General features: G+C 65.0%; 20 protein-coding genes. 10 read left to right on the top strand and 10 right to left on the bottom strand.

What is annotated here, in order from left to right; translation table 11 throughout:
* Window positions 1-91 precede the first annotated feature (91 nt).
* From sugE to BBA01S_RS29555, 10 genes are all read left to right on the top strand, one after another.
* Entirely contained in the window at window positions 92-412 is a 321-nt protein-coding gene (gene sugE, locus BBA01S_RS29600; RefSeq protein ID WP_027819613.1) for a quaternary ammonium compound efflux SMR transporter SugE, read from the top strand.
* Between the two features lie 332 nt (window positions 413-744).
* Window positions 745-1,359, top strand: a complete 615-nt coding sequence (locus BBA01S_RS29595) for a DUF4126 domain-containing protein (protein ID WP_027819612.1) — start codon at window positions 745-747, stop codon at window positions 1,357-1,359.
* Between the two features lie 98 nt (window positions 1,360-1,457).
* Window positions 1,458-3,971: an ABC transporter permease gene (locus tag BBA01S_RS29590; RefSeq protein WP_027819611.1), complete on the top strand. Its 2,514-nt coding sequence runs from the start codon at window positions 1,458-1,460 to the stop codon at window positions 3,969-3,971.
* Between the two features lie 467 nt (window positions 3,972-4,438).
* Entirely contained in the window at window positions 4,439-5,740 is a 1,302-nt protein-coding gene (locus BBA01S_RS29585) for a cytochrome c (protein ID WP_052391939.1), read from the top strand.
* Window positions 5,741-5,752: 12 nt separating this feature from the next.
* The gene (locus BBA01S_RS29580) at window positions 5,753-6,205 is read left to right on the top strand and encodes a (2Fe-2S)-binding protein (RefSeq protein WP_027819609.1); all 453 of its coding nucleotides are present in this window, start codon (window positions 5,753-5,755) and stop codon (window positions 6,203-6,205) included.
* Window positions 6,136-8,457, top strand: a complete 2,322-nt coding sequence (locus BBA01S_RS29575) for a xanthine dehydrogenase family protein molybdopterin-binding subunit (protein WP_407668345.1) — start codon at window positions 6,136-6,138, stop codon at window positions 8,455-8,457. Before BBA01S_RS29580 ends, BBA01S_RS29575 begins: the two co-directional genes overlap by 70 nt.
* Before the next feature lie 138 nt (window positions 8,458-8,595).
* Window positions 8,596-9,669, top strand: coding sequence for a porin (locus BBA01S_RS29570; protein WP_156966124.1), 1,074 nt, complete (start codon window positions 8,596-8,598; stop codon window positions 9,667-9,669).
* A 169-nt stretch (window positions 9,670-9,838) separates the two neighbouring features.
* Window positions 9,839-10,249 (top strand): group II truncated hemoglobin, encoded by a 411-nt coding sequence (locus BBA01S_RS29565; protein ID WP_027819606.1) that lies wholly within the window; start codon window positions 9,839-9,841, stop codon window positions 10,247-10,249.
* 169 nt (window positions 10,250-10,418) lie between these two features.
* Complete coding sequence (locus tag BBA01S_RS29560; protein ID WP_027819605.1) at window positions 10,419-11,159, top strand: alanyl-tRNA editing protein; 741 nt, start codon at window positions 10,419-10,421, stop codon at window positions 11,157-11,159.
* A complete protein-coding gene (locus BBA01S_RS29555; protein ID WP_027819604.1) occupies window positions 11,156-11,755 on the top strand; it encodes a DUF924 family protein in 600 nt (199 codons plus the stop codon). Before BBA01S_RS29560 ends, BBA01S_RS29555 begins: the two co-directional genes overlap by 4 nt.
* A 28-nt stretch (window positions 11,756-11,783) precedes the next feature.
* Here BBA01S_RS29555 and BBA01S_RS29550 read toward each other — a convergent pair whose 3' ends face one another.
* From BBA01S_RS29550 to BBA01S_RS29505, 10 genes are all read right to left on the bottom strand, one after another.
* Window positions 11,784-12,530: an SDR family oxidoreductase gene (locus BBA01S_RS29550; protein WP_027819603.1), complete on the bottom strand. Its 747-nt coding sequence runs from the start codon at window positions 12,528-12,530 to the stop codon at window positions 11,784-11,786.
* Window positions 12,531-12,604: 74 nt separating this feature from the next.
* Window positions 12,605-13,189, bottom strand: a complete 585-nt coding sequence (locus tag BBA01S_RS29545) for an LOG family protein (RefSeq protein ID WP_027819602.1) — start codon at window positions 13,187-13,189, stop codon at window positions 12,605-12,607.
* Window positions 13,186-13,920: a TetR/AcrR family transcriptional regulator gene (locus BBA01S_RS29540; RefSeq protein WP_027819601.1), complete on the bottom strand. Its 735-nt coding sequence runs from the start codon at window positions 13,918-13,920 to the stop codon at window positions 13,186-13,188. The genes BBA01S_RS29545 and BBA01S_RS29540 overlap by 4 nt, the downstream gene beginning before the upstream one ends.
* A 235-nt stretch (window positions 13,921-14,155) precedes the next feature.
* Window positions 14,156-14,794, bottom strand: a complete 639-nt coding sequence (locus BBA01S_RS48205) for a diacylglycerol kinase (RefSeq protein WP_084162625.1) — start codon at window positions 14,792-14,794, stop codon at window positions 14,156-14,158.
* 225 nt (window positions 14,795-15,019) lie between these two features.
* Entirely contained in the window at window positions 15,020-16,051 is a 1,032-nt protein-coding gene (locus tag BBA01S_RS29530) for a glycosyltransferase family 4 protein (RefSeq protein WP_027819600.1), read from the bottom strand.
* Between the two features lie 95 nt (window positions 16,052-16,146).
* Window positions 16,147-17,097, bottom strand: coding sequence for a UDP-2,3-diacylglucosamine diphosphatase (locus BBA01S_RS29525; protein WP_027819599.1), 951 nt, complete (start codon window positions 17,095-17,097; stop codon window positions 16,147-16,149).
* 208 nt (window positions 17,098-17,305) lie between these two features.
* Window positions 17,306-17,806: an RDD family protein gene (locus BBA01S_RS29520; RefSeq protein ID WP_027819598.1), complete on the bottom strand. Its 501-nt coding sequence runs from the start codon at window positions 17,804-17,806 to the stop codon at window positions 17,306-17,308.
* A gap of 192 nt (window positions 17,807-17,998) precedes the next feature.
* On the bottom strand, window positions 17,999-18,835 hold the full coding sequence (locus BBA01S_RS29515; RefSeq protein WP_027819597.1) for a DUF3106 domain-containing protein: 837 nt from the start codon (window positions 18,833-18,835) through the stop codon (window positions 17,999-18,001).
* Window positions 18,836-18,854: 19 nt separating this feature from the next.
* Window positions 18,855-19,286, bottom strand: a complete 432-nt coding sequence (locus tag BBA01S_RS29510; protein ID WP_027819596.1) for a DUF3619 family protein — start codon at window positions 19,284-19,286, stop codon at window positions 18,855-18,857.
* On the bottom strand, window positions 19,283-19,846 hold the full coding sequence (locus tag BBA01S_RS29505; RefSeq protein WP_027819595.1) for an RNA polymerase sigma factor: 564 nt from the start codon (window positions 19,844-19,846) through the stop codon (window positions 19,283-19,285). Before BBA01S_RS29505 ends, BBA01S_RS29510 begins: the two co-directional genes overlap by 4 nt.
* Window positions 19,847-20,110: the final 264 nt, after the last annotated feature.

The raw sequence follows: 20,110 nt of genomic DNA, 5'->3' as shown, positions 1-20,110 counted from the left end.
GCCACGTTTGCTATACTTACAGAAGCGTAAGGACGACCTTGCGCGGTTCTTTTTTCGGGGACGGCCCCATTTTTCTTATGGAGCGTTCCTGATGCCTTGGCTCTATCTCCTCATTGCCGGCCTGCTCGAAGTGGCGTGGGCCACCGGTCTCAAATCTTCCGAAGGTTTTACGCGGCTGTGGCCGTCGGTCTTCACCGTCGTGACGGCGCTGGGCAGTTTCTGGCTGCTCGCGCTGGCCATGCGCCAGTTGCCGCTGGGCACTGCATATGCGGTCTGGACGGGTATCGGCGCGGTCGGTGCGTTCGTGCTCGGCATCGTCGTCATGGGCGAAGCGGTGAGCGCGGCGCGCGTGCTGAGCGCCTTGTTGATCGTGGCGGGCTTGGTCGGCCTGAAGCTGTCGTCGGCTGCGTAAATCGGCTGTCGTAGCGGAAGTGCTCCCGTTCATGTGCGCCGCTATGTGATGCGGCGCGCATTTTCGGGCAATTTATCGCCTGAAAGACGTGGTTTTGACGCACCAGAACGGCAAAACCGCGCTGCTGCGGCGCAGTCTGCGTGGCTATAATGAGGCGGTCACCACCCGATTCACCCGATAACACCCAAGCGCCGCGAACGTTGCGAGCGCCGCTGTCTTTTTGTCGCGCGGTTTTATCGATGTTCTGAGAGCCGCCGGACAAATCTGGACGCCGCGCTACGCCACGTTTTGTGGGGAGCGGCGCCGCGCGGGCCTCGCGCGAGGAGGCAGTCATGCTGGAACCCTTATCTCTCGCCGCTGGCCTGTCCTGGGGCAGCGGCCTGCGCCTCTACCTGACGGTGCTGATGGCCGGCGTGATGCAGCGCCTGGGCGTCATTCATCTACCCGACACGCTCGCGATCCTGTCTTCGCCCTGGGTGATCGGTGTCGCCGGTGCGCTCACCGTGCTCGAATTCCTCGCCGATAAAATCCCCGCGTTCGATTCGCTGTGGGATGCGGTGCATACCTTCATCCGCATTCCGGCGGGCGCCGTGCTGGCGGCCGGTGCGCTCGGCCACGCCGATCCAGCCGTGCTGACGATCGCCGCGCTGGCGGGCGGCACGCTTGCCGGCACCGCGCACCTGGCCAAGGCCGGCACGCGCGCGCTCATCAATCTGTCGCCCGAACCGGTCTCGAACGTCGTCACCTCCAGCGCAGAGGACGGCATGACCTTCGTCGGCGTGCTGCTCGCGTTTTTCGTACCCCTTTTGTTCCTGGTGATGCTGGTTGCGTTCCTGCTGGTCGCGACCTGGGCGCTGCCGCGACTGTGGCGCGGCGTTCAGGGCGGCTTTCGCGGCATGGCCACGCATATGGTCACGCGGTTCTCGTTGCGGAGCCATCACGATTGAACGGTGTTAATCCCTCTGCGTCTGCTGCTTCTGCTACTTCTGCCGCGTCTACGCGATCTTCCCTGAGCTGGCCCGATCTCGTGCGCCTCGCCGCGCGCATGAGTGCGCGCGACTGGCGCGCGGGCGAACTGACCATGCTCCTGCTGGCGCTGGTGCTGGCCGTAGCGGCGCTGTCGAGCGTGGGTTTTCTCGCCGATCGTCTGCAACGCGGCCTTGAGCGCGACGCCAAACGCATGATCGCCGCCGATTTCATCGTGCGCGCCGATCGTCCGCTCGATCCGATGTTCGCGCGCGAGGCGCAGTCGCTCGCCTTGAAGATGGCGACAACGGCGATTTTCCCGAGCATGGTGACCGTGCCCGCCGCGAGCCCGGGGGCGCAGACGCCCGCGCGCCTGGCCGCCGTCAAATCGGTGTCGCCGGGTTATCCGCTGCGCGGCGCGCTGCGCATCGCGTCCGCGCCGGGCGCGCCCGATCGCGAGGCGCAGGGCATTCCGCCGCCCGGCACCGTCTGGGTGGACGATGAACTGCTCGATGCGCTCAAGCTTCATGTCGGCGGCACGGTGAAGGTCGGCACACGCAGCCTGACGGTGGGCGCGATCATCACGCGCGAACTCGACCGTGGTTTTTCCTTCGTCAACTTCTCGCCGCGCCTGATGCTCAATGCAGCCGATCTGCCCTCGACGGGCCTGACCGGCTACGGCAGCCGCGTGACTTACCGCCTGCTGGTGGCGGGCGCGGATCCGGCCGTCGCGCAATACGCCGCGTGGGCGCGTGAGCGCGTCGATGGCGGCAAGATGCGCGGCGTCGCGCTCGAATCGCTCAAGGACGGCCAGCCGCAGGTGCGTCAGACGCTCGACCGCGCGCGCCACTTCCTCACGCTCGTGTCGCTGTTGACCGCGCTGCTTGCGGCGGTGGCGATCGCGATGGCCGCGCACCGCTACACGCGCCGCCATCTGGACACGTGCGCGGCGATGCGTTGCCTCGGCGCGAGCCAGCGCACGCTGCGCTCGATCTTCGTGCTCGAATTCGCAGGCCTGGGTCTGGTGGGCGGGGCGGTGGGCGTGGCGCTCGGTTATGTGGGGCATCTTGCCCTGCTTGCCTGGCTCGGCACGCTGATCGACGTCGCGCTGCCTTATCCCGGCCCGGTGCCGGCGCTCGAAGGCATCGCGGCGGGGCTCGTGCTGTTGCTCGGCTTTGCGCTGCCGCCGCTGTTGCCGCTCACGCGCGTGCCGCCTGTGCGCGTCCTGCGCCGCGAGTGGGGCGACGAAAACCGCACCGCCTGGGCGGCGTACGCCATCGGCATCGTGCTGTTCGCGGGGCTGCTGGTGCTGGCGGCGGGCGAGCTGAAACTCGGCGGCATCGTCGCGGGCGGCTTCGCGATGGGTCTGCTGGTGTTCGCCGCGATTGCGCGCATTGCACTGTGGGGCGCGGCGCGCGTGGCGCGCAGCCAGCGCAACGGTCTTGATTCGCGTGCGGGCGTGGGCTGGCGTTATGCGCTGGCGTCGCTGGAGCGGCGACCTGGCGCAAGCGCGTTGCAGATCACGTCGCTCGCCATCGGCCTGATGTGCCTGTTGCTGATCGCGATGACGCGCAACGACCTGATCGACGGCTGGCGCAAGTCCACGCCGCCCGACGCGCCCAACGAGTTCCTTATCGATATCCAGCCCTTGCAGCGCGACGCCGTGGCTGCGTGGCTCAAGACGCATGGCATTGCCGACCCCGATCTGGAGCCGATGGTGCGCGGCCGTCTTACGTCGATCAACGGCACGCCGGTGAATCCCGATCAATACAAGAGCGAGGATGCGCGCCGCCTGGTCGATCGCGAATTCAACCTCTCGTACACGACACAACTGCCGGACGATAACCGCATCGAGGCCGGCGCCTGGTATGGCGACGCAAGCACGCCGCAATTGTCGATCGAACAGGGCCTCGCGAAGATCCTCAAGGTCAAACCCGGCGATGTGCTGACCTTCGACGTGGCGGGCCTCGAAGTCACCGCGCCGGTGACGAGCGTGCGCAAGCTCGATTGGGGTTCGTTCAAGGTCAACTTTTTCGTGCTCATGCCGCCCGCGCTACTGCACGATTTTCCGGCCACTTTCATCACGAGCTTCCATTTGCCTGAGTCGCAGCGCGCGGTGGTCGACGGCCTGGTCGCGCAGTATCCGAACGTGACCGCCATCGATGTCGGCCCGATCCTCGCGCAGATCCAGCGCATGCTGGAGCAGGTGATCGGCGCGGTGCAGTTCCTGTTCATCTTCACGCTCGCGGCGGGCGTGCTGGTGCTCTATGCGGCGCTCGCGGGCACGCGCGACGAACGCATGCGCGAGTCGGCGCTGCTGCGCGCGCTGGGCGCGTCGCACGCGCAGGTGCGCTCGGTGCAGATCGCCGAATTTGTGGCGGTGGGCGCACTTTCCGGCCTGATGGCGGCGGTGGGCGCGCAGCTTGTCGGCTCGGTGCTGGCGACGCGTGTGTTCGAGTTTTACCTGCCGTTCGATCCGTGGCTCCTGCCAGCAGGTATCGCGGCAGGCGTGGCATGCGCGGGCGTGGGCGGCTGGATCAGCCTGCGCCACGTGCTTGCGCGTCCGGCGCTGCAGTCGCTGCGGGACGCGTGATGCGCGATGCGGCACGCGTAGCGCGTGCCGCAGGCGGCGGCCGATCCATTCCCTTCACGCTGCCCGGTTGTCCGCACAATGCCGGTGACTTCCGATCTATGTACGATGATTCTGATGCATCTGTAGTTCGATGTATAAATCGCGGCGTTATTTGATCGAGTCATCGGAACGGTCTGAATGTCGCCCATCTCGATATGTCTGAGTCAGTAGAATCAATCCTCCTGCGAAACGGTATTGGGCTACGGGATGCATTTCCCGGTAGCTGGCATTGCGCAGGTTGAAAATTCAATTGATCGAATTGTTTGCATGTTTCGCCGATTATGTCGGCGGATCCTGGGCAAACAAATAGTGACATCTATCGAGTCATGAAATTTAGACGCTGGCATTTAATATGGTTCGGCATCCTTATTAGTTGTTTGCCGATATCTTCGTGGTCTAAATCGTCTTCGAACGATGCCGGCAATGTCATGCTGATCCAGCGCGGCGCCTATCTGGCAGTGGCTGCCGATTGCGCGGCTTGTCACCGGAGCGCGACCGGTGCGACCCAGTATGGGGGCGGGCTTGCGATCAATTCGCCGGTCGGAAAAATCATTGCGAGCAATATCACGCCTTCTGTGTCTGGCGGTATTGGCTCCTTTACAGAAGAGGATTTCAGGCGCGCGTTAAAAGAAGGCATTGGCCGGGGCGGCACGCCGCTTTACCCCGCGATGCCCTATACCGCTTACCGTAATCTGACCGATGACGATGTGCGCGCGCTCTACGCGTACTTCATGAATGCCGTGCCGCCCGACGACCGGCGGCCGCCGGCAACGCGGCTCGACTTTCCGTTTTCGATTCGCACGTCGATGAGGGTATGGAACGCGCTTTTTCTCGATGACGGACGGGAGGTCAAACCCCTTTCCCCGCAACTCGAGCGTGGCCGGTATCTGGTCGACGCACTCGGACATTGTTCGGCCTGCCATAGCCCGCGCAACTGGCTGATGGCGGAAGACAATCGCAAGCGCTATCTGTCCGGGGGCGCGGTGGATGGATGGTATGCGCCGAATATCACCTCGGATCCTGATGTCGGAATCGGCAGCTGGACCCAGGCGGAGCTCGCGCAATACCTGCGCAGCGGCCATGTCAGAAACAAGGCGCAAGCAGCCGGGCCGATGGCCGAGGCCGTTGAATACAGCCTGCGTTTTCTCGACGAGGCCGACTTGAATGCGATAGCGGCCTATCTCAAACAGACGCCGGAAATTGGCACGCCGGATGCAGGAGGCAGCTCATTGCCCGCGCAACGCTCGAATGCGGCGCCGTTGCCGGTGGATGCATCGATCTCAGTACCCGGCGCCGCGCTCTACGCGAGCGCCTGTGCGTCCTGCCACCGCATGGCCGGACAAGGGGCGTACGACGGCTATTTCCCGTCGCTCATACGCAACGCCGACGTTCGCGCGGTCAAGCCCAACAATCTTGTCATGACGATTCTCTATGGCGTCGAGCGGCGCGGCGACAACGGCCAGGTGTGGATGCCGGCGTTCGGCCAGACGCTCAATGACGCTCAGGTCGCCGACCTCGCCAACTACGTCAGCATGCGCTTCGGCCGCCGCATGGAGCACGTGTCGGCAGATGACGTTGCAACCTTGCGCAACGGGGGGCCTACGCCGGTGATCGCATGGTTGCCGTACGTGCTAGCAACGTTCGGAGCGTTGTTTGTCGTGGCGCTCGGGTATTGGGTGCTGGTCGTGCGCGGGCGGCGCGCGCGCAGGGATGCGGGGCAGCCTGATTGAGGAGGAACTGAAATGGAATTCGTATTGAACGACAAACCCGTGCGTTTCGACGGCGAGCCGGATACGCCGTTGCTCTGGGTGATTCGTGAACACTTCAAGCTGACCGGCACCAAGTTCGGGTGTGGCATTGGCGCCTGCGGCGCCTGTACGGTGCACGTCGAGGGCGAGGCGGTGCGCTCATGCTGCTATCCGCTGGAGCTGGTGAAGGGCAAGCGCGTCACGACGATCGAAGGCCTCTCGAAGGACAGCAGCCATCCTGTCCAGCAAGCATGGATCGCCGAAGACGTGCCGCAATGCGGCTACTGCCAGTCCGGCATGATCATGGCGACCGTTGCGATGCTCAAGCGACACCCCAAGCCATCGGACGCCGACATCGACGCGAATCTCACGAATCTGTGCCGCTGCGCGACCTATCACCGGATTCGGGCCGCGATACACCGTGCCAGCAGCGAAGGCGGAGCGTGACGATGGCCCTCGACCGCAGGCAGTTCCTCAAGGGCGGTGCGCTTGTAATTGGCTCAATGCTCATCCCTGTTGCCCCTCGCGTGCGCGCGGCCATCTTTTCCCAATCGGGCGAGCCGCCCATTGCGGACGCGGCGATTAGCGACTGGGTCTGGATCAACCGTGAAGGACAGGTTGTCATCGGTGTGTCGCAGTGTGAGGTCGGGCAGGGCATTTATACGGGGCTGCCGCAAGTCCTGGCCGATGAAATGGACGCGGACTGGGAGCGCGTGGTCGTCCGGTTCGTGACGGGAAAGGATGCCTACCGGCAGCTCGCGGGGGGCGAATCGTTCTCGCAGTTCGTCGCTGCCTCCACTTCGATGACGAAGTTCTACGAGCGCATGCGTGTTGCCGGTGCGCAGGCGCGCGACTTCTTTTTGCGCGCCGGCGCGCTGCATCTGAACGTGCCCATCTCGCAGTGCAGAACCGAAAAAGGGCGTGTGCTCGACAGGACGTCCGGGCGCAGCATCGCGTACGGCGAACTCGTGGCCTACGCCCCGCGCATCGCGCTGAACCCGAAACCCGTGCTCAAGAGCGCCGAACTGGCCAGAGACGGCATGGTGGGCAAATACGTCCACCGCATCGACACGCCTGAGAAGGTCAATGGGAGCGCGATTTTCGGCATCGATGTCGAGGTGCCGGGCATGTTGATTGGCGTGCCGTGGATCACGCCTTCGTTGACCGGGACGGTTCTGGGCATCCGGAACGAGGCGGCGATTCGTAGCATGCCAGGCATCGTGGATCTCGTAACGACACGCCATCTGTCCATGTTGAACATGATGGGCATTGACAGCAACCGGCGGCATAACACCGTTATCGTGGTGGCGCAAAGCTATTGGCAGGCGAAGAAGGCGGCGGATCTGCTCGACGTCGAGTTCGAGCGCGGTGACGCCGCGACGCTCGCCAGCTCCGCGATCGACGCGGCCAACCAGGCCGCGCTGAATCAGAGCCAGTTGGCGCAGGTCGTGAACAGGGGCGGTGCAGGCAGTTTGATTACTGCGGCCCAGGCCGATGCATCGCGCTACCATGAGGCGCGCTACGGGGCGCCCTATGTTGCGCACGCATCGATGGAGCCGTGCAACGCCACGAGCCACTTCCGCGACGGCACCATCGAAACCTGGGGGCCGTTCCAGGGGCAGGACATGGTGCGCACGGCGTTGAGCGGAATCTTCGGGCTGAAGGCCGAGAACGTCGTGGTCAACACGACATTCCTTGGCGGCAGTTTCGGGCGCAAGTACCTGCCCGACGCGGTGATTCACGCAACGTTCGCTTCGAAAGCGGTTGGCAAACCGGTCAAGGTGATTTATCCGCGCGAAATTGATATCCGGCAAGATTATCTTCGGCCGCCGTGCATCAGCCATTATCGCGCTGCGCTAGATCGCGAAGGCTATCCCACCGCAATCTGGGCGCGCTACGCCGGCCAGTCGCTGTTCTGGCAAATGCGCCGCAAGACGGTCGAGAAGGCAGGCGGTTGGGATGAGAGCATGGTCGAATGCGTGTACGCGCCGGTCTATAAATTTCCCGCATTGCACGTGGAAGCGAACATCGTCGATCAGCCGATTTCGCTGAGCTATCTGCGGGGCGTCGGTAGCGTCGCGAGTCTGTTCTTTCTCGAAAGTTTCATCAACGAGCTCAGTGAAAAGGCCGGTATCGATGAACTCGAATACCGGCGCAAGCTACTCGCGCAATCGCCGCTTAGCCTGCGCGTGCTCGACGCAACGGCTCGTGCGGCCGGCTGGCATTCGCCCGCACGGAAGGCGCATTTCCGGGGGCTCGCCGTGAATGAGTGGGTCGGCCGCAACAATGCGTTCACAAGCTACCTCGCGATCGTCGTCGAAGTCCAGGTGGAGCATGGGCGCGTGCGTGTGGTGCGGGCCGTGTGCGGCATCGATTGCGGCAAGGTGATCAACCCGAATCTCGTGACCGCAAACGTCGAGGGCGGCATCGGCTTCGCGTTGACGACGGCGCTGCACAGCGCGATCCATTTCGCCGATGGGGCGATCGTCGAAGGAAACTTCAACACCTATCCGCTGTTAAAGATTGCGCAAATGCCGAAGGTCGAAGTCGTCATCGTTGAGAGCGAGCGGCCTCCTCAAGGGTGCGGCGAGGTCTCCACAGCGGTCGTTGCGCCGGCGCTGGCAAGCGCGCTACGCAAAGCGACCGGCACATACTTCAGGTCGATGCCGTTCGGGCCGCAACTGCCAGCGCCGCTCTGAGCGCGCGTACCCGGCGCCGGTTCTGGACGCCGGCAGTCGCGTGTGCGACCGCCAGGCTGTATCGACAATCGATCGTAGCGATCGTCGAGCAACAATCGACCGCCAATCGAGCCCGAAAAATAAGGAATGCGTAGCGTAATGAGGAAGTGCGCGGTGATGGCGGGTATTGCGCTGATCGCCATCCCGACTCATGGTCAAGGTAGCGTCTCGATGTATGGCCTTGTCGACACCGGCGTCTCCTACTATGACCGTGCGACGGCGGCTGGCGGTACCTTCCTCGGCGTGCCGTCCCTGCCGGGTATGCCCTCGCGATTCGGTTTCCGGGGCAGCGAGGAACTCGGCGGCGACCTGAAGGCTTTTTTCGTGCTGGAGAACGGTTTCGCGGCCAATGACGGCAGCCTTAGCGACGGGGGCCGTCTGTTCGGCCGCCTGGCGAACCTCGGAGTGGTCGGCCCTTATGGAACGCTGACGCTGGGTCGTCAGGCGACGATGACGATGCTCGCGCTCGGCAAGGCGGACGTGCTCGGTCCGTCGATTCATTCGATGGGCAACTTCGACACGTATTTGCCGAATGCCCATAGCGACAACGCGATCGGTTATCTGGGGACGTTTCAGGGCGTCACGGTTGGCGCCACCTATAGCTTTGGGCGCGACGCAGCCGGCCCCGATGGGCCGTCGGCAACGAATTGCCCCGGCGAAGTGGCAGGTGACTTCATCGCATGCCGGCAATACACGGCGATGCTGGCCTACGACGCCGAATCATTCCGCGTAGCGGGGGCGTATGACGTCATGCGCGGTGGCCCTGGCGCGAGTGCGCCCCTTACGAGTTCTGCTTACGTAGACACGCGTATGTTGCTCGGCAGCTATGCACAATTCGGGCCCACGAAGATCGGTGTGGGGTGGGTCAGGCGCAACACCGCGGCCGCGACGCACGTTCAGTCCGATCTCGTTTTTGTTGGAAGCGCCTGGTCCGCGACGCCCGCGCTGACAATCGACACGCAGGTGAGCCGCTACGTGCAGCGACGTGAGGCCGCGGCCACGCTGCTGGTCGCGCGCGCGGACTATCACCTGTCGATACGCACGAAAGTCTATTTGTCGGTCGGCTATATGTTCAACGGGCAACTGGCCGCGTTTCCGGTTGCGTCGGGGGGAACCGTCATAACCGGCGCGAACCAGTTCGGCACGATGCTCGCGCTGCAACAGCGCTTCTAGCTGCCGTTCGTGCCGGAGGCGGCAAAGATCTGGGTCGATCTCTTGCAGCAACGCAGCGCAGCGTCCGGAGTGGGGCGGGCGCCGCCTGCGCTGCCGTGCGAAAATGGAAGCTAACCCGGCAGGACGCGACGCGCGTTGCCGCCCCCGTTTTTCGTATCGATTCCCCTGTATGACTGATCCAGCCGACGAAGCGCCGCAGCAACCCACGGCCTTCGAACTCGTCGGCGGCGAGGCGCGCCTGCGCGAACTCGTCGACCGTTTCTATGACCTGATGGATCTCGAACCCGAATTCGCGGGCATTCGCGCACTCCATCCGCAATCGCTCGACGGTTCGCGCGACAAGACCTTCTGGTTCCTGTGCGGCTGGATGGGCGGCCCGGATCACTACATTTCGCGTTTCGGCCATCCGCGTCTGCGTGCGCGCCATCTGCCGTTCGCGATTGCGTCGTCGGAGCGCGATCAGTGGCTGCGCTGCATGGCGTGGGCGATGCAGGACATTGGCCTGGCTGAGCCACTGCGCGAACGTCTGCTGCATTCGTTCTTCGAAACCGCCGACTGGATGCGCAACCGTCCGGGTTGAGCGCGGTCGTCGCGACGCCGAAACGTCGAACGTCGCCGCCGACTGGCCCGGTGCAGGCACCGGTACAGTCCGGCCACGGGCGCTTCGGGCTGTATTTTGCGAGCGCGCTCACATCGCGATAATGGAACCTTGTGCCTCAAGACGAAGGCCCACAACAAGGAGACAGCCCATGCCCAACGCCACTCGCGCGCTATTTCGCGAAGACGCCTATCTGACGCATTGCGACGCCACCGTGCTCGCCGTGAGCGAAGAGGGCGTGCAACTCGATCAGACCGTGTTCTATCCGCTGGGCGGCGGCCAGGCGGGCGACACCGGCGCGCTGGTGCTGGCGGACGGCACACGCATCCAGATCGCCGACACCCGCAAGGCGAAATTCGAAGGCGCGACGCCCGACGACGCGCTGCATCTTCCCGCACCCGGCCAGGAGGCGTTGCTCGCACGTCTGGCGGCGGGCGAGCGCGTGCGCGCCGAAATCGACTGGACGCGCCGCCATCGGCATATGCGGCTGCATACGGCCAGCCATCTGATGTGCGCGGTGCTGCCTTATGCGGTGGACGGTTGCAGCATCACGGCGGACTATGCGCGCCTTGACTTCGCGACCGTCGAGCCGATCGAGCGCGAGCACGTCGAGGCGCGACTCGCCGAACTGGTTGCGGGTGAGCACGCGGTCGCAACCGAATGGATCACCGACGAAGACATGGCGCGGCGCCCCGAGCTCGTGCGCACGATGAGCGTGAAGCCGCCGATGGGCCTCGGTCGCGTGCGCTTGCTGCGCATCGATGGCGTCGATCTTCAGCCGTGCGGCGGCACGCACGTGCAGAACACGCGCGAGATTGGCGTGCTGCGCGTGGCGAAGCTGGAAAAGAAAAGCGCACGCACGCGCCGGCTCGTGCTGGAGCTGGTGGCGTGAGCGCGGACGCGCTCGATCCGCGCGCCCGCGAGGTGCTCGACTTCTGGTTCGGCGCGCCTGAATCGGCGCAATTTGGGCGGGCGCAGAAGATGTGGTTCAAGAAGAGCGCGACCTTCGACGCGTCATTGCGCGAGCGCTTTGGTGCGTTGCTCGACGCGGCTTGCGCTGGCGAACTCGACGTGTGGTGCGCGTCGCCCGAAGGCGCGCTGGCGCTCGTGATCGTGCTCGACCAGTTTTCGCGCAACTGCCATCGCGACACGCCGCGCGCGTTCGCCGCCGACGATAAGGCGCTCGCCATTGCCCGTGCGATGGTGGCGAACGGCGACGATCTGCGCCTGCCCACGACGGAGCATCGCGCGTTCGCTTATCTGCCGTTCGAGCATGCGGAATCGGCGGAAGCGCAGCGCGAGTCGCTGCGGCTATTCGGGGAGCTTGCGAAGAACGACTCGCAGGCGCAGGGCTACTACGATTACGCGGTGCGGCACGCCGAGGTCATTGAGCGCTTCGGCCGTTTCCCGCATCGCAACGCGCCGCTAGGCCGCGCGAGCAGCGAAGCCGAAGCAGCTTTCCTGCTCCAGCGCGGCTCGCGCTTCTAGCCCGAGATTGCAGCACAAGTTTCCAGCTTCAGCGTCCGCCGCTCACGTCGAGCAACGCGCCCGTCACATAGGACGCGGCATCGCTCAACAGCCACACGATGGTTTGTGCGACTTCTTCGGCGCTGCCCGGACGGCCGAGCGGCGTCTGCGCGCCCAGCACGGCGGCGCGCTCGGGCCGCCCGCCGCTTGCGTGGATTTCGGTGTCGATCAGGCCGGGCCGCACGGCGTTCACGCGCACGCCTTGCGGGCCAAGCTCCTTGGCGAGGCCGATCGTCATGGTGTCGATCGCGCCTTTCGACGCGGCGTAATCGACGTATTCATTGGGCGAGCCCAGCCGCGACGCCGCCGACGATACGTTGACGATCGCGCCGCCGTCGCCGCCGCGATCCTTCGACATGCGACGCGCCGCTTCGCGCGCACACAGGAACGCGCCGTACACGTTCACGTCGAACATGCGCTTGAGGCGCGCCGCATCCATATCGGCGACCGGGCTGCCAGGCGCGACAATGCCCGCGTTGTTCACGAGTGCGTCGATGCGCCCATAAGCCGATTCGAGCGCATCGAACATCGCGACGACATCGGCTTCGTTCGCCACGTCGCCGTGCAGCACGCGCGCGTGGCCGCCGGCGCGGCCGACTTCGGCGGCGGTTTCTTCGGCGGCGGGAGCGTTGTGCAGATAGTTGACGCCCACAGTCCAGCCGCGCGCGCCGAGAAGCTGGGCGCACGCGCGGCCGATGCCGCGGCTCGCGCCGGTAATCAGGACGACCTTGCCCATCGCTTATCGACCTCCGAAGCTGAACGTGGAGCGCGCGTCAGACAGCACTAGCCGCGCCGAACGCGCCAGATGCGTCAAACGTTGTTGCGCTGTTGCGCCCACTTGTCCTGCGCGGGCGCGTGGTAGTGCTGAAGCTTGCCGATCAGCGCGGCGGGATCGCTGTCGATCTGCAGCAGATCGAGGTAGGTCTGGCGCATGAAACCTTCGCTGACCGTGTGTTCGAGCATCGTCACGAGCGGATCGTAGAAGCCGTCGATATTGAGGATGCCGACCGGCTTGTGGTGATAGCCGAGTTGCGCCCACGTAAAGACCTCGAACAGCTCTTCGAGCGTGCCCGCGCCGCCCGGCAGCGCGACGAAGCCATCCGAGAGATCGGCCATCATCTTCTTGCGCTGGTGCATGTCGGGCACGACGTGCAGCTCGGTCAGGCCGTTGTGGCCCACTTCCTTGTCGACCAGCAACTCGGGAATCACGCCGATTGCGCGGCCGCCTTCGGCCATCACGGTATCGGCGATCACGCCCATCAGGCCGACCTTGCCGCCGCCATAGACGAGGCCCAGATTAGCTTGCACGAGCGCGCGGCCAAAGGCCTGGGCGGCTTCGTTGTAGACCGGCTTGGCTCCAAACGAGGAGCCGCAATAGACACAGACTGCTTTCATTCGCGCACTTCCTTGCTTTCCTTTGCGTCCTTCGTCGCGCCGTCGCGCGGCGGCAGATAGTCGTAGAACTCGCGCTGCGGGTGCTTGCCCGACACCAGATCGTCGAACAGCTGCTTCGCGCGGCCACGCAGATACGGCGCCATCAGCGACACGATCTGCACGCTCACCTGATGCAACTCGACGCGGATCGCTTCCTGATCGTTGTATTTGCGCGGGTTCATCACGAACTGGTACGAGAGCCAGTACGTCGCGATCACGCCGATGTTGGTCGAGATCACCGCGATTTCGGCGGGCGTGGCCACCATCTCGCCGTCTTCCACGAGCTGCTCGCAGAACTGCTTCGCGAACGCCACCTTGTGGCTGATGATCTGCTTGAAGTGCATCTCCAGCGTGCGGTTGCGCGCGAGCAGGTCGTTCAGGTCGCGATAGAGAAAGCGGTAACGCCACGTGAAGTCGACCATGTACTGCAGATACGCCCACATCTCGTCGATGGTGGCGCGATGGTCGTCGGGGAAGCGCAGACGCTTGTCGATCTCCTGCTCGAACTGGCTGAAGATGCTGTTGATGATGTCGTCTTTGTTGCGGAAGTGGTAGTACAGGTTGCCTGGACTGATCTCCATTTCCTCGGCGATGGTCGTCGTAGTGACGTTAGGCTCGCCGATCTCGTTGAAGAGTTTCAACGACAGTTCGAGTATCCGTTCGCGTGTGCGGCGGGGAGGTTTGGCATCCATGTCGTCCGGCCCTGAAAGTACGGCGTCGGGCGGACAACGCAGCTGCCTGAGATGGCTCATTGGCGGCTGCGTGGGTGCCCGGACGCGGTTGGTCGTTTTTTAAGACTGTCGTTCGATTATAAACCGACGCCAGGGGCGCGAAACGTGCCAACGGGGAATGAAGAAAATCGGCGCGCACGTGGCGGCGGCCACATGCGCGCGGAATGTTTTGACGCTGGACTGCCGGCGACAGCCTTTAGCGTGCGCCGATCCAGTGCAGCAGCGACGGGCCGAAACGCGGCACGAGGATCAAGCCCCAGGTCATCACGCAGGCGAGGAGCGCGACCGTCACGGCCGCGCTGCCCAGATCCTTGGCGCGGCCCGACAACTCGTTGCGCTCAAGACCGATGCGGTCGACGGCGTTCTCGATACTCGAGTTGAGCAGCTCGACGATCAGCACCAGCATCACCGAGCCGAGCAGCAGCACGCGCTCGACCGGCTCGACGGGCATGAACAGGCCGATCGGCACCATGATGGCCGCGAGCGTGAGTTCCTGGCGGAACGCGCTCTCTTCGCGGATCGCGGTGCGAAAGCCCTTGATCGAGTACTGGAGCGCCTTCCACGCGCGCATCAGGCCGCGGTTGCCCTTGTACGGGTTGAACGGCAGCGGGGCGAGCGGATCGTCGGGGCCGAGCGGTTCATGCAGATGCGGCGGCTCGGGCGGCTCGGCCTGCGCGTGCGCATGAGGCGTGGGCAGGTTCTGCGGCGCGTTGGCGGCGCCCGTCACATGGACGGGCGAGGGGCCGCCGTGCGTGGGCGGCTGGGTGGCGTGCGGCGTCTCGGAATCGCGAGGCGCGGCAGAGGCGTGCGATGGTGACGAAGGACGTGGGGCCATAACGGTGCGGGTTGATGCCGCAGTATCGCACGCGTGGTTTCCGGTTGCGCCGGAAACGTCTGACCATGCCGCGCCCCGTTGGGCGGGGGCGGCAGCTTCAGCCAGGACGTCCTGTTCGTCGTCGATCCCGTCGATGGGCGACGGGGAGGTGGGGGCGCAGGGCCGGTTCATCGTCGTACTCCGGGCCGTCAGCAGGACGAGGTGGGGGCGAAGCGGGGGGCGAGTTCAGGCCGCCGCGCTGCTTTCCTGCATCGATGCGCGCGAACGCGGCTTGAGGTGCGAGGCGAACTGCTCGGATGCGGCGCGCCACGAGAAGCGCTCGGCCCAGGCGCGCGCCGTCGAGCGCTCGATCTTGAGCGCTTCGAGGCAGGCTTCGCGCAGGTCTTCGTTCATCGCGCCCGCGCCGCCCGTGCCCAGCACGTCGATCGGGCCGGTGACCGGGTAGGCGGCGACCGGCGTGCCGCAGGCCAGCGCTTCGAGCAGCACGAGGCCGAAGGTATCGGTGCGGCTCGGGAACACGAAGACGTCGGCGGCGGCGTAGACCTTGGCCAGCTCGGGCTGGCTCAGCACGCCCAGATAGTTCGCCTGGGGATAGCGCGACTTGAGCTCGGCGAGCGCCGGGCCTTCGCCGCAGACCCACTTCGAGCCCGGCAGGTCGAGCTTGAGGAACGCTTCGACGTTCTTTTCGACGGCCACGCGGCCCACGTAGAGGAAGATCGGGCGCGCCGTGTTGAGCACCTTCGATTCCATCGGCTCGAAGATTTCGAGATCGACGCCGCGCGTCCACAGCACGACGTTGGTGAAGCCGAATTTTTCGAGGTCGGTCTTCACGACCGGCGTGGGCGCCATCACCGCGAGCGAGGGCTTGTGGAACCAGCGCAGGAAGCGATAGGTCGCCGACAGCGGAATGCCGAAGCGCGCCTGCACGTACTCGGGAAAGCGCGTGTGGTAGGCGGTCGTGAACGGCAGGTCGTGTTCGATCGCGTAGCGGCGCGCGGCGAGGCCGAGCGGTCCTTCGGTGGCGACGTGGATCGCGTCGGGGCCGAAGGCGTCGATGCGCTCGCGCAGATGGCGCCTCGGGAACAGCGAGAGCTTGATCTCGGGATAGGTCGGGCACGGTATCGTGCGGAATTCGAGCGGCGTGAGCAGATCGACCTGATGGCCGAGCGCGATCAGCTCGCGCGTCGTGTTCTTCAGGGTGCGTACCACGCCGTTGACCTGCGGCTCCCATGCATCGGTCACGATCATCACTTTCATCGGTCGTCGGCCCTCGGGGTTCGGGTGTTGCAGTGGGTTAGCGAATGCGTGGAATTAAAACGGTGCCAAAGCGCGGTGCCAAAGCGGTGCGCGCATCAGGCGGCGCTCACGCGCGCCTTGCGCGGTGCGCTTTGGGCTTCCGGCGACTTCATGACCGTCCAGTAGACGATGCGCAACTCGCCTTCGAAGGTCTCGACCAGCGCCGAGAGGCTCTCGACCCAGTCGCCGTCGTTGCAATAAAGCACGCCGTCGATTTCGCGGATTTCGGCCTTGTGGATGTGGCCGCAGACCACGCCGTCACAGCCGCGGCGGCGCGCTTCGTCGGTCATCACGCGCTCGAACGAGGAGATGAAGTTCACCGCGTTCTTGACCTGGTGCTTGAGGTACTGCGAGAGCGACCAGTACTGGAAGCCCATGCGCGCGCGAATGCGGTTGAACCAGCGGTTGAGCACGAGGATCACCGTGTACGCCGAGTCGCCCAGGTACGCGAGCCACTTGGCATGCTGGATCACGCCGTCGAACAGGTCGCCATGTACGACCCACAGGCGCTTGCCTGCGAGCGTCGTGTGGAAGGCTTCCTCGCGCACGTGAATGTCGCCGAAGGCGAGGTTGCAGAACTGGCGCGCGCCTTCGTCGTGATTGCCGGGGATGTACACCACCTGGGTGCCCTTGCGCGCCTTGCGCAGCACCTTCTGCACGACGTCGTTGTGCGCCTGCGGCCAGAACCAGCCCTTGCGCAACTGCCAGCCGTCGATGATGTCGCCGACGAGGTACAGGTATTCCGATTCGTTGTGGCGCAGGAAATCGAGCAGATAGTTCGCCTGGCAGCCATTCGTGCCGAGGTGGATATCCGATAGCCAGATCGTGCGGTAGCGATGCGGGGCGGGGTGATCGTCGTCGTGCGAGTCGGACGAGCCGGTGTCCTTGAGGGGCAGCGGCGGGGTGGGGAAGACAGCGGCGCTCGGACCGGAGTGGAAGGCGGCGGGATCGCTGTCCTGACCGGAGGTCTGCCGGAAAAGTGGGGTCGCGGACGTCTTCTGGGCCATGGCTCACGCGGCAGGTTGCAATACGCGCATTGCGCCATGAGGCCGTGACGGCGCCGTGACATTCACAAGAAGGTCTTGTTACGCAGTCCTTGCTAGAGCGGAGCGGCTGCCGCCGCAGCCGCGCGGGGCCTGGCTGGGCGGCTGACGATGCCGGTGCGCGCCGATTTCACGTGTCGTGACGTGACGCTTTGATGACGTGGTGCGCCGACTACGGTGCGGTTTTATGCGCCGCGCGCAGCACCGAAACGATGCGCGTCCCTGCGATCCGGTCGTGCGGAAACTGGCGGTCGTGGCTTAACCGGGCGCTGGCGGCCCAGAGCACGACCCAGAGTGCGGCGAGCACGAGCGTATGCGGGACGGTGAGATGCAGCAGCGGATGCAGCGCGAGCGGCGGCAGGAACCAGAGCCAGGCAGCGAAGTATCTGAGCGTGGCGCGGCCGGTCGTGGGGGGCTGGCCGTTCGGGCCGACTACGCGCAGACGCCAGGTCTTCATCGGCAGGGTCTGGCCGCCGTGACGCCAGAAGCCGACGAAGTACGCGCCCGCGACGAACGCAATCCACGCGGCCATCGCCTGGTGATACGTGTAGCCGTTGCGCTGCTGGAGGACGAGGCTGAACGCGAGGCCCGCGAGGAACACCACGCCGAACAGCAGCACGCTCTCGTAGACGAGCGCGGCGAGGCGTCGGCGGATAGTGGGCGGCGATACGATTGCGCGCGGTACGTCATGGGAGACGTCCGCAGCGGTGACGGCGGGCGCAGCGGTAGCGTGTTCGGTCACAGGGGCGCGAAGTGGACGAGACACGTCAGCATAACCGTGAACGATGGCAGCCAGAAACGCGGGAAAACGTGGGCAGCGTGGGCGGCGTAGGCGGCCTGAGCGGTGCGTGCAGTGCGAGCGCGCTCAGGAGCCCTTGAACGCGGCAGGCGCTTCCGAAGGCGACACCGGCACCGGGATCGCCGGTTCGAAACTGCCGGCAGCCGGAATGCTGGCGGCCATGGCTGTGGCAGGCGGTTCGGCGAGCTGGCCCGACGTGCCGGACTGACCCGGCACCGCAGGCGCGGACGTGCCGCCTGGCACGGAAGCCCCCCCGGCGGCGGTGCGCGCGCGGGTGCGATGCTCGCGCTCGTTCACGAGGCGTTCGATGTCGCGGATTTCGCTCTTGTTGCCGCTGGGCGGCGCGCTCACGACGGTGCGGCGCTTGCGTTCGCTCGCGGCAAGCTTGGCTTTCTGGTCTTCGGAGAGTTCCTGATAAGCCTTCCATGCGCGCTGGCGGGCCTGCGGCGGCAACTCCTTCGACACCTGATAGTTCTCGCGCGCGACGCGGCGCTGCTCAGGCGTCATGCGCACCCATTCGGTCATGCGCTCCTGCAGGCGTTTTTGCACATCGGGCGTCATCTTCGGATAACGCGCGGCGATGCGCAGCCATTTGCGCTTGCGCGCATCGCTGAACTTGTCCCATTCGCCGGAGAACGGCGCGAGCGCGGCACGCTGGGCGTCGGTCAGGCGCGACCAGGAGAGCGGGTTGTCGGAATTCTCGTCGGCCGGCGCTGCGGGCACGGCCGCCACAGAGGTGGCGGCGTCGGACGCCGATGGCTGGCCCTGGGCCTGCGTGGCAGGCGAAAGCGCCGATTCCGGGGCGGAAGCCTCGGGGTGAAAGCGCGGATACGTCGCCGCATACGACACCAAAGCCGTGACCACGCATCCGATGACAACGGCCAGGCCGCGCTTGTAACTCACCCCGTCAATCCCCCGCTTATTAGTGCGCGCGCGTCAGGTACGCATTGAAGCCGTGATCGAGATAGGCCGTGAGCGGCAGGTCGTCGCTCAGCATGGCCGCGTCGATATCGGCAAGTTCTGCGGTCCGTTGTTGGTCTTCGAAATAGGCGATCGCGAACAGGCCCGCGACCAGCGCGGCCAGCGGCCAGGCCAGCGCGAAGCGTGCAAGCGCCGAGCGGCGGCGCTGCGGCAGGCCGCCGGGCAGCGCAGCCATGCCCGCGCCGGCACCCGCTGCAGCCAGCGACGGCACGCGCACGAGCACCGGCTCGGCCTTCTTGCGGGCGAGCGCGGCCTTGCGGGCGGCAGTGAGGCGGGCAGTGGTGGCGGACGGCAGGCTGGCCGCGCTCTCGTCGAGCGCGCGGCGCATCCCCTGCACGAACTCTAATTCTTTGTTTTCGAGAGCGGAGCTCATAGCGTGATTCCTTTAGCCTTGAGCGCCTGAGCCAGCGTGTGCGTGGCCCGCGAACAGTGCGTTTTCACGCTACCTTCGGAGCAGCCCATGGCGGCGGCGGTTTCGGCGACATCCATATCTTCCCAGTAACGCATCAGAAACGCCTCCCGTTGACGTGCCGGTAATTTCTGGATTTCTTCTTCGATCAGCTTGAGGACCTGTTCACGCTCGAATTGCTGTTCGCTGCTCTCGACGCCGGGCGAACCCGACTCGGACTCGAAAGTTTCGAGGATGTCGAACTCATCGTCGTCGGCGCCGCCGAGGGACGAGAAAAGGCTCACCCACGTATTGCGAACCTTCTGCCGACGGAAATAGTCGTGCATCGTGTTCTGCAAGATACGCTGGAAGAGCAGGGGGAGTTCGGCGGGCGGGCGGTCTCCGTATTTTTCCGCGAGCTTGATCATCGCGTCCTGCACGATATCGAGCGACGCGTCGTCGTCGCGCACGGCGTAGACCGTCTGCTTGAACGCGCGTCTTTCGACGCCCGCCAGAAAATCGGCGAGTTCCTTGTCTGATGCCATCCGTTGCAGGCGCCGCCACCAGCGTACGCGTAATCGTTCGAAAAATGTCGTAAAACTGGCGGATCCTAGCAAATTTTCGCACAAGCGGGGTGGCTGTCTGGCAAGACGCTTGCGCTAAACCCTGAAAGAATCGCACGCGCTGCTTTCGGCGGGCTTGTGTGAAGGTTGCTGGAGTCTTTCAATTGCCTGATCGTCTGCCCGGTTCGCAAGTGGTCTGCAGGCGGATCTGCAGTGGATCGCCGTCAATTCGTCGCTCACGCAACG

The sequence above is a fragment of the Paraburkholderia bannensis NBRC 103871 genome (assembly GCF_000685015.1).
In the GTDB taxonomy this organism is placed as follows: Bacteria; Pseudomonadota; Gammaproteobacteria; order Burkholderiales; family Burkholderiaceae; genus Paraburkholderia; species Paraburkholderia bannensis.
This window is presented reverse-complemented; position numbering and strand designations above follow the sequence as displayed.